10 protein-coding genes (1 of these 10 only partly in view) are annotated in these 12,210 nt (G+C 69.6%); 8 read left to right on the top strand and 2 right to left on the bottom strand.

Going from position 1 to position 12,210, the window contains the following annotated elements; all coding sequences use genetic code 11:
• Positions 1-1,915 carry the 5' portion of a DEAD/DEAH box helicase gene (locus GLA29479_RS07635; protein WP_425599976.1) on the bottom strand. It extends 20 nt beyond the left edge of the window, so only the first 1,915 of its 1,935 coding nucleotides appear in the window; its start codon is at positions 1,913-1,915; its stop codon lies beyond the left edge, outside the window.
• 286 nt (positions 1,916-2,201) lie between these two features.
• Here GLA29479_RS07635 and GLA29479_RS07630 point away from each other — a divergent pair, with 286 nt between their 5' ends.
• Positions 2,202-3,020 carry a DeoR/GlpR family DNA-binding transcription regulator gene (locus tag GLA29479_RS07630; RefSeq protein WP_057971240.1) on the top strand — a complete coding sequence of 273 codons (819 nt, stop codon included), beginning with the start codon at positions 2,202-2,204 and terminating at the stop codon, positions 3,018-3,020.
• Between the two features lie 7 nt (positions 3,021-3,027).
• Positions 3,028-4,350, top strand: coding sequence for an MFS transporter (locus tag GLA29479_RS07625; RefSeq protein ID WP_282955881.1), 1,323 nt, complete (start codon positions 3,028-3,030; stop codon positions 4,348-4,350).
• Between the two features lie 9 nt (positions 4,351-4,359).
• Here GLA29479_RS07625 and GLA29479_RS07620 read toward each other — a convergent pair whose 3' ends face one another.
• A complete protein-coding gene (locus tag GLA29479_RS07620) occupies positions 4,360-4,827 on the bottom strand; it encodes a YaiI/YqxD family protein (protein WP_057920012.1) in 468 nt (155 codons plus the stop codon).
• Positions 4,828-4,970: 143 nt separating this feature from the next.
• Here GLA29479_RS07620 and GLA29479_RS07615 point away from each other — a divergent pair, with 143 nt between their 5' ends.
• The 6 genes from GLA29479_RS07615 to GLA29479_RS07590 all read left to right on the top strand — a co-directional run bounded on the left by GLA29479_RS07615 (position 4,971) and on the right by GLA29479_RS07590 (position 12,188).
• Positions 4,971-5,651 (top strand): glutathione S-transferase, encoded by a 681-nt coding sequence (locus GLA29479_RS07615; protein WP_057971239.1) that lies wholly within the window; start codon positions 4,971-4,973, stop codon positions 5,649-5,651.
• A 106-nt stretch (positions 5,652-5,757) separates the two neighbouring features.
• Entirely contained in the window at positions 5,758-7,320 is a 1,563-nt protein-coding gene (locus tag GLA29479_RS07610; protein WP_057971238.1) for a protein adenylyltransferase SelO, read from the top strand.
• A 125-nt stretch (positions 7,321-7,445) separates the two neighbouring features.
• Positions 7,446-8,330 carry a GNAT family N-acetyltransferase gene (locus GLA29479_RS07605; RefSeq protein ID WP_057971237.1) on the top strand — a complete coding sequence of 295 codons (885 nt, stop codon included), beginning with the start codon at positions 7,446-7,448 and terminating at the stop codon, positions 8,328-8,330.
• 527 nt (positions 8,331-8,857) lie between these two features.
• A complete protein-coding gene (locus tag GLA29479_RS07600; protein ID WP_057971236.1) occupies positions 8,858-10,729 on the top strand; it encodes an ATP-binding cassette domain-containing protein in 1,872 nt (623 codons plus the stop codon).
• Positions 10,730-10,923: 194 nt separating this feature from the next.
• Complete coding sequence (locus GLA29479_RS07595; protein WP_248842812.1) at positions 10,924-11,463, top strand: SRPBCC family protein; 540 nt, start codon at positions 10,924-10,926, stop codon at positions 11,461-11,463.
• Positions 11,460-12,188 carry a helix-turn-helix domain-containing protein gene (locus GLA29479_RS07590; RefSeq protein WP_057971234.1) on the top strand — a complete coding sequence of 243 codons (729 nt, stop codon included), beginning with the start codon at positions 11,460-11,462 and terminating at the stop codon, positions 12,186-12,188. The genes GLA29479_RS07595 and GLA29479_RS07590 overlap by 4 nt, the downstream gene beginning before the upstream one ends.
• Positions 12,189-12,210 lie beyond the last annotated feature (22 nt).

The following is a 12,210-nucleotide window of genomic DNA, read 5'->3' as shown; positions in this document are numbered from 1 at the left end:
GACCACGCGGGCCGCCCGGGCCCGGACGGCGGCTGCGGCCGCCTTCGGAATCGCCCGGGCTGGCGTGCTGGATGCGCAGCGGGTGGCCGGCCACGCGCACCTTCTTCAGGTGCTCCATCAGTTCGCGCGGCATGCCTTCGGGCAGGTCGATCAGGGTGTAGTCGTCGCGGATGTCGATACGGCCGATGTAGCGGCTTTCCAGGTCGGCTTCGTTGGCGATCGCGCCGACGATGTTGCCGGGCTGGACGCCGTGGGCGTGGCCGACTTCGATGCGGAAGGTTTCCATGCCGACTTCCGGCGCGCCGCGCGGTGCGCGCTCGGCGCGCGGTGCCGGTGATTCGTCGTCGAACAGCGACTCGGCCTTGTTGGACGGACGCGCCGACGGCGGGGTGTATTGGCGGTCTTCGCGACGCGGCGCCGGAGCGCGCTCGCCTTCGCGCGGCGGGCGCGCGTCGTTCTGGCGGAATTCCTTGCGGTGCGCGCCCGAGTTGGAGGCGTTGTCGCGCTCGACGAACTTGCGCGTCGCCGCGCCACGGTGTTCGCGCGGGCCGTCGCGCTCTTCGCGCTCGTAGCGTGCGGCCGCCGGGGGCGGGCTCAGCAGCAGCGGGCTGTCGCCCTGGACCACCTTGGCCAGCGCCGCAGCGATCTCGACCGCCGGCACGTTCTTCTCGCGCTCGTAGCGTTCGACCATTTCGCGGAACAGGCCGAGGTCGGCGCTTTCCAGGGCTTCGGTGATGCGGCCGAGGAAGCGCGCAACGCGCTGCTCGTTGACGGTCTCGACGCTCGGCAGCTCCATCGGCTCGATCGGCTGGCGCGTGGCGCGCTCGATCGCGCGCAGCATGCCGCGCTCGCGCGGGGTCACGAACAGGATCGCCTCGCCTTTGCGTCCGGCGCGGCCGGTGCGGCCGATGCGATGGACGTAGCTTTCGGTGTCGTAGGGGATGTCGTAGTTCAGCACGTGGCTGATGCGGTCCACGTCGAGGCCGCGCGCGGCGACGTCGGTGGCGACCAGCACGTCGATCTTGCCGTCCTTGAGGTTCTGGATGGTCTTCTCGCGCTGCGCCTGCTGCACGTCGCCGTTGATCGCCGCCGCCGACAGGCCGCGCGCGCACAACTTCTCGGCCAGCTCTTCGGTGCCGAGCTTGGTGCGCGAGAACACGATCATCGCGTCGTAAGGCTCGGCCTCGAGGATGCGGGTCAGCGCGTCGAGCTTGTGCACGCCGCTGACCGACCAGTAGCGCTGGCGGATGTTGGCGGCGGTGGTGGTGGTCGACTTGATCGCGATCTCGACCGGCTCTTTCAGATAGGTCTGGGCGATGCGCTTGATCTGGCTCGGCATGGTCGCCGAGAACAACGCGACCTGGCGCGATTCCGGGGTCTTCTTGAGCACGTTCTCGATGTCGTCGATGAAGCCCATGCGCAGCATTTCGTCGGCCTCGTCGAGCACCAGGCAACGCAGCTCGGACAGGTCCAGGGTGCCGCGGTCGAGGTGATCGATGACGCGGCCGGGCGTGCCGACCACGACGTGCACGCCGCGCTTCAGGGCCTGCAACTGCGGGTAGTAGCTCTGGCCGCCGTAGATCGGCAGCACGTGGAAGCCGGGCAGGTGCACGGCGTACTTCTGGAAGGCTTCGGCGACCTGGATCGCCAGCTCGCGGGTCGGCGCCAGCACCAGGGCCTGCGGCTTGAATTGCTTCGGATCGATCTGGGCCAGGATCGGCAGCGCGAACGCCGCGGTCTTGCCGGTGCCGGTCTGGGCCTGGCCGAGCACGTCGCGGCCTTCGAGCAGCGGCGGGATGGTGGCGGCCTGGATCGGCGAGGGCGACTCGTAGCCGACGTCCTTGAGCGCGCGCAGCAGCGGCTCGGACAGGGCGAGGTCGGTGAATTTCGGGGTATCGGGGGAGGTATTGGTCAGGTCGGCGCTCATAACGAGGCTCAGCAGCGCCGGCGATGCCGGTCGGAAGACCCACCAGTTTACTCCTATGAGTGTGGAGCTACGGCTCGGTCGCAGGATCGGCGGGCATCCTGGGTACAGCTGCGGTGCGGTCGGCGAGGGCGATCGGGCGGGTCTCGACGGTCTTCCGGCTCGCCCGGACCTCCGCTGTGCCGGATCGGTCCTTTGCCGGCCGGCCGCCGGCCCAGGCTTGCTTCGTTTGCACGTTTGTGCACAATTGAACTCAATCATTAACGATTGAGCCGATATGTCCGCCGAGGAACTGCTGCCGCAACAGCGCCATCGCCTGATCCTGGACCGCTTGCTGGCCGAGGGCCGGGTGATCGCGGTCGACCTGGCGCGCGAACTCGAGGTTTCCCACGACACCATCCGCCGCGACCTGCGCGAGATGGCCGCGGCCGGGCAATGCCGGCGGGTCTATGGCGGCGCCTTGCCGATGGCGCCCGATCACGGTTCGCTGGCGCAGCGCCGGACCCAGGCGCCGGCCCGCAAGGCGGCGTTGGCGCGCGCCGCGGTGGGCTTGGTCGAACGCGGGCAGGTGCTGTTTCTCGATGCCGGCTCGACCAACATCGCCATCGCCGAGGCCTTGCCGCGCGATTTCGACCTGACCGTGGCGACCAATGCGCCGGCGATCGCGGCCCTGCTCGCGCAACGCGACGACATCGAGCTGATCGTGATCGGCGGCCGAGTCGATCCGCACGTCGGCGCCAGCCTGGGCAGCGGCGCGATCCGCGATGCCGCGGCGATCGTCAGCGACCTGTATTTCCTCGGTATCTGCGGCGCCGATGCGCAGGCCGGCATCAGCGCGATCGACTACGAGGATGCGCAGTTCAAGCGTGCGGTCGCTGCCGCCAGCCGCGCGGTGGTGGCGGTGGCCACCGACGACAAGCTCGGCACCGCCGCGCCGTTTTCGGTGTGGCCGGCCGAGGGCGTGCAGGCGCTGGTGATCGAACACGGCGGCGATGCCGCCGAGGCCGAGGCCTTCGCCAGACTCGGTGCGCGCGTGCTGCGCGCCGAACCAGCAACCGACCCCGCGCGCGCACTGCGCGCCGACTCCGCCGACTGATGCGTGCATGACCAACAGTCTGGGCGCCGATGCCTTCCGCATCGTCCTGTCGCGGCGACATGCCGCCATCGAACCGAGAACGATCATGACTGAATTCGATCCCGCCGCCGTTGCGGCGGACAACCAGGCAAGTACCGCGGGCGAGCGCGAAAACGTCAGTGCCACTGCAGCGACGGACGCCGCGCAGGCCGACGCGCCGATCGGTGCGAGCGAGCGCCTGTCGACCCGCATCGCCTTCTTCATCGCCGGCCTGGCGATGGCGGCCTGGGCGCCGCTGGTGCCGTACGCGAAGGCGCGCACCGGCATCGACGAGGGCATGCTGGGTCTGCTGTTGCTCGCGCTCGGCGCCGGTTCCCTGGTGACCATGCCGCTGACCGGCGCCATCGCCGCACGTTACGGCTGCCGCCGGGTGATCCTGCTGGCCAGCGCCGTGGTTTGCGCGACTTTGCCCTTGCTTACGCATTTTTCCGGCGTGCCGGCGATGGCGCTGACCCTGTTCGCGTTCGGCGCCGCCATCGGCACCATCGACGTCGCCATCAACATCCAGGCGGTGATCGTCGAGAAGGCCAGCGGCCGCGCGTTGATGTCGGGTTTCCACGGATTTTTCAGCGTCGGCGGCATCGCCGGCGCGGGCCTGGTCAGCGTCTTGCTGTGGTTGCAGGCGGCGCCTTCGATCGCGGCGATGACCGTCGCGGTGGTCTTGGCCCTGTTGATGCTGGCCGGCAGCCGCGGCCTGTTGCGCTATGGCGACGACAGCCACGGCGGCGGCTCGATGTTCGCGCTGCCGCACGGCGTGGTGATCCTGATCGGCGCCCTGTGTTTCATCGTGTTTCTGGCCGAAGGCGCGATGCTCGACTGGAGCGCTTTGCTGCTGGTGTCGCAGCGCGGCGTCGCGGCCAGCGTGGCCGGCATCGGCTATGCCGTGTTCGCGCTGGCGATGACCATCGGACGTTTCAGCGGCGACCGCATCGTGCATCGTTTCGGCCCGCGCCCGGTGTTGGCGGCCGGCGGCGCCTGCGCCGCCGCGGGTTTCGCCTTGGCCGCGCTGGCGCCGGGCGCCTTGCCGACCTTGCTCGGTTTCGCCCTGGTCGGGCTCGGCGCCTCCAACATCGTGCCGATCCTGTTCAGCGCCGCGGGCCGGCAGACCGCGATGCCCGCCGGTCCGGCGATCTCGGCGGTCAGTACGCTCGGTTATGCCGGCATCCTGGCCGGGCCGGCCGCTATCGGCTGGATCGCCAAGTTCAGCAGCCTGCCGGTGGCGTTCGTGCTGCTCGCTGCGGCCTTGGTCGCGGTGGCCGCGAGTGCGCGCATCGCCGCCGCGCGCGACTGATCCGAGAGTTCAGCGCGGCCGCTGCGCCAGCCAGCGATCGAGTTGCGCGGCGAAGGCCTGGCGGTCGCGCGCATGGAACACCGCCGGGCCGCCGGTCTGCACGCCGGCGCCGCGCAATTCGTCCATGAAATTACGCATCGACAGGCGTTCGGCGATGTTGTCCGCGGTGTATAGCTCGCCGCGCGGATTCAGCGCGACCGCATGCTTTTCCAGGGCCAGCGCGGCCAGCGGGATGTCCTGGGTGACCACCAGGTCGCCGGCGACCACACGCTCGACGATCTGCGCATCGGCGACGTCGAAGCCGCCGGGTACCTGGATCGCGCGGATATACGGCGACGGCGGCGTGCGCAGCCATTGGTTGGCGACCAGGGTGACCTGCACCCGGGCGCGGTCGGCGGCGCGGAACAGGATCTCCTTGATCACGCCCGGGCAGGCATCGGCATCGACCCAGATCTGCGGCGCGGCGGTGTCGGTCATGAGGCGGGCGAGGTCGGCTTCGGCAACGATGCGGCATTGTCGCGCCAAGCCGTGCGCCGCGTCGCCTGCCGCGGTCCGCGGCCCGTTACCATGCTCGTCTCGGCCGCGGTCCTGGCGGCGGCCATTCCAGTAGGGCGCCGCGCATGATCAAGGTCCATCACCTCAACAATTCCCGCTCGCAGCGCGTGCTGTGGTTGCTCGAAGAGCTGGAACTGCCGTACGAGATCGTCCATTACCAGCGCGACGCCAAGACCATGCTGGCCCCGCCGGAACTGCGCGCGATCCATCCGCTCGGCAAGTCGCCGGTGGTCGAGCTCGACGGCCAGGTGCTGGCCGAATCGGCCGCGATCATCGAAACCCTGAGCGAGCGCTTCGACCGCAGCCACCGTCTGTCGCCGCCATTGCAGCCGTTGGACGGCGAGGAACGCCTGCGTTATCGCTACTGGCTGCACTACGCCGAGGGCTCGGCGATGCCGCCCTTGCTGTTGAACCTGGTGTTCTCCAAATTGCGGCGCGCGCCGATGCCGTTCTTCGCCAAGCCCATCGCGCGCGGCATCGCCGACAAGGCGGTGTCGGCCTTCGTCGGGCCGCAACTGGCCCTGCATCTGGACTACATCGAAAGCGAACTGGGCAAGCACGAGTGGTTCGCGAGCGATCGCTTCACCGCCGCCGACATCCAGATGAGTTTCCCGGTCGAAGCGGCGGTCGCCCGCGCGCGGGACCGCGAGCGGCCGCGCATGCAGGCCTTCGTCGAACGCATCCAGGCGCGGCCGGCCTACCGACGCGCGCTGGAGCAGGGCGGGCCGTACTCGCTGCTGAGCTGAGCGGCGGCTTGGTTTCGGCCCGGTCCGGGCCCACTGATGGGGGACGCGTCGTCACGCCGGCGCGGCCTTCCTTTTGAGCACCGTCCTTTCGAGCACCGCAGCCCGCATGCATTCGCCGCACTTCGACAACGCCTTCGTCCGCGAGCTTCCCGGCGACCCGGACCCTTCGCCGGAGCGCCGCCAGGTGCATGGCGCGCTGTATTCGCGGGTCGATCCGACCCCGGTGGCGGCGCCCCGGTTGCTGGCCTGGTCGGCGGAAATGGCCGAACGCCTGGGTTTCAGCAAGGACGAGGTCGCCAGCCCGGCCTTCGCCGAGGTATTCGGCGGCAATGCCTTGCTCGACGGCATGCAGCCGTACGCGGCCAACTACGGCGGCCATCAGTTCGGCCATTGGGCCGGGCAGCTCGGCGACGGCCGCGCGATCTCGCTCGGCGAACTCGTCAACGCCGCCGGCGAGCGTTGGGAACTGCAACTCAAGGGCGCCGGCCCGACCCCGTACTCGCGCACCGCCGACGGCCGCGCGGTGCTGCGTTCGTCGGTGCGCGAATTCCTGTGCAGCGAGGCCATGCATCACCTCGGCGTACCGACCACGCGCGCGCTGAGCCTGGTCGGCACCGGTGAGGACGTGGTGCGCGACATGTTCTACGACGGCCATCCGCAGGCCGAACCCGGCGCCATCGTGTGCCGGGTCGCGCCATCGTTCATCCGCTTCGGCAATTTCGAGCTGCCGGCCTCGCGCGGCGAGACCGAACTGCTGCGGCAACTGGTCGACTTCTGTATCGCCCGCGATTTCCCGCATCTGAGCGGCGAGGGCGAGGCCCTGTACGGCGCCTGGTTCGGCGAAGTCTGCGAACGTACGGCGGTGACGATGGCGCACTGGATGCGGGTCGGCTTCGTCCATGGCGTGATGAACACCGACAACCTCTCGATTCTCGGCCTGACCATCGACTACGGCCCCTACGGCTGGATCGACGACTACGACCCGGACTGGACCCCCAACACCACCGACGCCGGCCAGCGCCGTTACCGCTACGGCCAGCAGCCGCAGGTGGCGTACTGGAACCTCAGCCGCCTGGCCGGCGCGCTGTCGCTGTTGCTGCCGGTCGAGACCTTGCAGGACGGCCTGCGCCGTTACGTCGATGCCTACAACCTCGCCGAACGCGACAGCATCGCGCGCAAGCTCGGCCTGCGCGAGTGCGGCGACGACGATGTCGAGCTGATGCAGCAGCTGCGCGAGTGGCTGCATCGGCACCAGGTCGACATGACCATTTTCTTTCGCGCCCTGGCCTCGGTCGATATCGCCCAGGCGCAGCCGGAACCGCAGGTTTTCGCCGAGGCCTATTACGACCCCGAACTCGGCACGCAGGGCGAGCCGGCCTTGCGTGCCTGGCTGGCGCGCTATGCCGAACGCGCGCGCGCCGACGCTTGGCCCGCGGAGCAGCGCCTCGCCCGCATGAACGCCGCCAACCCGCGCTACGTGCTGCGCAACTACCTGGCCCAGCAGGCCATCGACCGCGCCGCGCAGGGCGACCTGCAGGGCATCGCCGAGTTGCTGGAGGTGATGCGCCGGCCGTATGAGGACCAGCCGGGGCGCGAAGCCTATGCCGCGCGCCGCCCGGAATGGGCGCGCGACCGGGCCGGTTGCTCGATGCTGTCGTGCAGTTCCTGAGCGCGTAGTTCCTTGGCCTGCAGTTTGCGGGCCCGCAGCTTCCATACGTGTGCGGCTGAAGCCTCGACACCGCGCGAGCGGCGTCGCGTCGCCGGGGAGCGCGGTTTGCAGCACAATCGGCAGCCATGAATCCGCTGCCCGAACTCCGCGTCGTCGAGCACGACGACACCGCTTGGCATGGCGCGTACTGCGACTACGTCTCGCAGGTCTTCCGCCAGGCCGATTTCCGCCGTTGGTGCGAATGGCGGCAGTGGGGCGATGATTATCGTGCGTTCTGCATCGTCGGCGACGACGGCCGCGTGCTCGCCAACGTTTCGGTCTCGCGCATGCGCTTGCTGGTCGAGGGGCGCGAGCTCGCGGGCTATCAACTCGGCGCGGTCGGCTGCCTGCCGCAGGTGCGGGGGCAGGGGCTGGCGCGCAGGGCGATGCAGGCGGCGCTGGCGTATTGCGGGCCGGCGCCGGTGTTCTTGTTCGCCAACGACAGCGTGCTGGATTTCTACCCGCGTTTCGGCTTCGCACCGGCGCCGCAGACCTTGTTCGAGGCCGAGCTGCAGGCCGAGCCGGTGGGCGACGGCCGCATCGTTCGCGCCGCCGCCCTCGACCTTGCCGACGGCGAGGTCCGCGCAGCTTTCCTGCGTTCGGCGGCCGAGGCGTCGCCGGTCAGCGCACGCTTCGCCGCGTGCGATTACGGCCGTATCGCCACCTGGTACGCCGCCAACGGCTACGCCAGCCCTCTGCGCCGGCTCGACGACGACACCTGGGTATTCGCCGAGGTCGAGGACGGCGTACTGACGATCGAAGACGTGTTCGCTACCCGGCCGTTCGATCTGACGGCGGCGCTGCCGCATTTGATCGAGCAGCCGGTCCACACGCTGCGTTTCGGCTTCACCCCGGAACGGCTGTGGCCGAGGGCCCGTGCGCTCGGGGCGGAGGCCGACGCTGATCTGTTCGTGCGGAATCTTGTGTTGCCGGCGGGGCCGCACCGGTTTCCTTTGCTCGCGCGCACCTAAACGCTGCGGGGTTCGGCGATGGGGGGGCGGGCGATGGCGGGCGGGCGATGGCGGACGGGCGAGGGCAGGCCGGCGGTGTCGCCGACGGCGCTGGCCGCCGTCGATCCCGGGCCGCCCGGCTGCGCCGCGCCGACGACTCGCATCGCGCGGCGGCCGTGGCCCGATGACGGCCGGCGCCGCGGCGGCGCCGCAGTCGCCGGGCCGGTCGTTCAGACCGGGGCGAAGCCCTTGGTGGTCTTCTTTTCGTTCTTTTCGGCGCGCTTTTCCTTCATGGTCTTGGCCGGTTTCTTCTTGGTTTCCTTCTTGCGGTCCATTCCCTTGCTCATGATCCGATCCTCGTTCGATGGCGGCGCGTCGCAGCGGATGGCGGGCGCCCGTGGCCAAGTATGCGCCGCCCGGCGGGCCGGCGCCTGCGTCGGCCAGCCGCCGTTCGCGTGGCCTCGCGGCTGAACCACGGGGCCGCCGGCCAGCCCCGTCCACCCGATCCGAGCTGCCGATTGGCGCGCCGCGCCCGGTAGAATGGTCGGATGCCCCTGATTACCGTACAGAACGCCGACTACAGCGTCGGCGGCCCGCTCCTGCTCGAAAACGTCGAACTGTCCATCGAACCGGGCGAACGCATCGCCCTGATCGGTCGCAACGGCGCGGGCAAGTCCACTCTCATGAAACTGCTGGCCGGCGAACTGCAGGCCGACGACGGCGAAATCCGCCGCGAATCCGGCGTGCGCGTTGCCCGGCTCGAACAGGAAGTGCCGCCCGGCGCCAACGGCACGGTGTTCGACGTGGTCGCCGACGGCCTCGGCGAGCTCGGCCACTGGCTGGCCGAATACCATCACCTCAGCCACGCCGAACCCTTCGACGGCGACGCCCTGGCCGACGTGCAGACCAAGATCGAAGCCGCCAACGGCTGGGGCCTGGATCAGCGCGTCACCGAAACCCTCGACCGCCTCGGGCTGGACGGCGAAGCCGCGTTCTCGGGCCTGTCCGGCGGCATGAAGCGGCGCGTGCTGCTGGCGCGCGCGCTGGTTTCGGCGCCCGACCTGTTGCTGCTCGACGAGCCGACCAACCACCTCGACATCGAAGCCATCGACTGGCTCGAACAATTCCTCAAGTCCTGGCAGGGCGCGCTGCTGTTCGTCACCCACGACCGCCGCTTCCTGCGTTCGCTCGCCACCCGCATCGTCGAGATCGACCGCGGCCAGGTCACCAGTTGGCCCGGCGATTGGGACAACTACGTGCGCCGCCGCGAAGAGCGCCTCAACGCCGAAGCCCAGGAAAACGCCCGCTTCGACAAGCTGCTGGCGCAGGAAGAAGTGTGGATCCGCCAGGGCATCAAGGCCCGCCGCACCCGCGACGAAGGCCGCGTACGCCGGCTCAAGGCGATGCGCAACGAACGCCAGGCGCGCCGCGACACCGTCGGCAACGTGCGCATGGACTTCGCCCAGGCCGAGTCCTCCGGGCGCAAGGTCATCGAGGCCAAGGACGTCAGCTTCGACTACGGCGGCAAGCCCTTGCTGAGCAATTTGTCGACCACCATCTTCCGCGGCGACCGCATCGGCCTGATCGGCCCCAACGGCAGCGGCAAGACCACCTTGCTCAAGACCTTGCTCGGCGATCTCAAGCCGAGCGCCGGCGAAGTGCGCGAAGGCAGCAAATTGCAGGTCGCCTATTTCGACCAGTACCGCGCAACCCTGCGCGAGGACTGGAATGCGATCGAGAACGTCGCCGAGGGCCGCGAGTACGTCGAGGTCGGCGGCAAGCAGAAGCACATCATCGGTTACCTGCAGGATTTCCTGTTCACCCCCGAACGCGCGCGTGCGCCGATCACCCGTTTGTCCGGCGGCGAGCGCAACCGCCTGCTGCTGGCCAAGCTGTTCGCGCAGCCGTCCAACCTGCTGGTGATGGACGAACCGACCAACGATCTCGACGTCGAGACGCTGGAGCTGCTGGAAGAACTGCTCGGCGACTACACCGGCACCTTGCTGCTGGTCAGCCACGACCGCGACTTCCTCGATAACGTCGTGACCTCGACCTTGGTCATGGAAGGCGAAGGCCGGGTCGGCGAATACGTCGGCGGCTACAGCGACTGGGTGCGCCAGCGCGCCAATGCCGCGGCCAAGAGCGTCGCCAAGGCCGCCGCGTCGAAGCCGGACGCCGAAGCGGCCGCACCGGTCGTCGCCAAGCGCAAGCTCAGTTACAAGGACGCGCGCGAACTCGAGCAATTGCCGGCGAAGATCGAGGCCTTGGAAACACGCCTGGCCGAGCTCACCGCGCAGATGAACGAGCCGTCCTTCTACCAGCGCGATGCCGCCGCGATCAACGCCCACAACGCGACTCTCGCCGAGGCCCAGGCCACCCTCGATACTGCCTACGCGCGCTGGGCCGAACTGGACGGCTGACCCCCGTCGAACTTCGACCCCCGGCCCCCGCGCCAGACCCCAACTTTCGTCGCTTGCGCGGGCCAAGGCGGCGGTTCCTAATCCCCTCGACAGCCGGCGCGGCCGGCGAGGGGAGAGCGGCGATGCGCAGGGTCGGATCGGATCGAATCGGACTGGATCGAATCGGACTGGATCGAATCGCACGGGTCGCGGCGATGGCGCTCGCCGTGCTGTGCGCCGGCAACGCCGCGGCCGCGGTCAAGGAGGCCGCGCCGAACGGTTTCACCATCGAGAACGAACAAGTCGTCGCCGTCGACCAAACCACCGCATGGAAGGCGCTGGTCGAGGACGTCGACCGCTGGTGGCCCAAGGACCACACCTGGTGGGGCGCCGAGTCGACCCTATCCATCGACGCCCGCGCCGGCGGTTGCTTCTGCGAGATCGGCCGCGACGGCAAGCAACAGGCCCAGCATATGACCGTCAGCTTCGTCGATCCCGGCAAGACCCTGCGCCTGCTCGGCGGCCTCGGGCCGCTGCAGGGCATGGGCTTGAGCGGGGCGATGGAGTTCCGCCTCAGCGCGGCCAAGGACGGTGGCACCCGCATCGTCCTGCATTACCGCGCCGGCGGTTATACGCCCGATGACCTGAGCAAGTTCGCCGCCTTGGTCGACAAGGTGCAGGGTCTGCAACTCGGCGGCCTGGCCGATTACCTGCGCCGCGCGCGCGACCCGGCCAAGGCAGGTTCCGGCAAGTGAGTTCCGCGCTCGCCTATCGCACCCGCCACGATCGCGGCGCGATCCTGGCGACGCACCGCCACCGCGCGCCGTACGCGGCGCTGGTGTTGGACGGCGACTACACCGAATCCAGTCTCGACGGGCCCTTGCCGTGCCGCCCCGGCACCTTGGTGTTGCACCCGCCGTATCACGCCCACGGCGATCGTTTCGGCCGCCTCGGCGCGAGTGCGATCAATATCGAATTGCCGAACGATCGCTTCGTTTTCGCCGCCAGCGCCTGGCAAGTGCACGACCTGCGCGAAGCCCGGGAAGTGTTCGCGCGTTGCCCGCGGCGGCTGCCGGAGCTGCTGGCCTGTGCGACGCCGCAGGCGGCCGTGGTCGTGCCCGATTGGCAGGGCGAACTGCTGCGCACGATGGCCGAATGCGAGGACGAGATCGGCACCCTCGCGCGTCGCCTGGGCGTTTCCGCCGAGCACGCCAGCCGGGCCTTGACCCGCACCTATGGCATGTCGCCGCAGGCGCTGCGGCGCGAAGCGCGCTGGCGCCATGCGCTGCAGCTGATGGCCGGCAATGCGTCGCTGGCCGAGGTCGCCGCGGCCGCCGGCTTCAGCGACCAGAGCCATCTGCATCGCATCGTCGTCGCCCATGCCGGCTGCACGCCGGCGCGGCTGCGCGAACAGATCCGCGGCCGGCTCGGGCCACAGATCAATTGCGTACAAGACCGCCCCCTGGCGATCGCGGCCTAATGACTCCAACGCGCCGCCGGCG

Origin of the sequence: Lysobacter antibioticus, assembly GCF_001442535.1 — a bacterium.
GTDB classification, from domain to species: domain Bacteria; phylum Pseudomonadota; class Gammaproteobacteria; order Xanthomonadales; family Xanthomonadaceae; genus Lysobacter; species Lysobacter antibioticus.
The sequence above is the reverse complement of the archived record's forward strand: the minus strand, read 5'-3'. Positions and strand labels throughout refer to the sequence as shown.

Coding starts and splice junctions, on each gene's coding strand:
- GLA29479_RS07615 (WP_057971239.1), top strand. CDS start 4,971: ATGATCAAGGTCCATCACCTCAACAATTCCCGCTCGCAGCGCGTGCTG.
- GLA29479_RS07620 (WP_057920012.1), bottom strand. CDS start 4,827: ATGACCGACACCGCCGCGCCGCAGATCTGGGTCGATGCCGATGCCTGC.
- GLA29479_RS07625 (WP_282955881.1), top strand. CDS start 3,028: ATGACCAACAGTCTGGGCGCCGATGCCTTCCGCATCGTCCTGTCGCGG.
- GLA29479_RS07630 (WP_057971240.1), top strand. CDS start 2,202: ATGTCCGCCGAGGAACTGCTGCCGCAACAGCGCCATCGCCTGATCCTG.
- GLA29479_RS07610 (WP_057971238.1), top strand. CDS start 5,758: ATGCATTCGCCGCACTTCGACAACGCCTTCGTCCGCGAGCTTCCCGGC.
- GLA29479_RS07600 (WP_057971236.1), top strand. CDS start 8,858: ATGCCCCTGATTACCGTACAGAACGCCGACTACAGCGTCGGCGGCCCG.
- GLA29479_RS07595 (WP_248842812.1), top strand. CDS start 10,924: ATGGCGCTCGCCGTGCTGTGCGCCGGCAACGCCGCGGCCGCGGTCAAG.
- GLA29479_RS07605 (WP_057971237.1), top strand. CDS start 7,446: ATGAATCCGCTGCCCGAACTCCGCGTCGTCGAGCACGACGACACCGCT.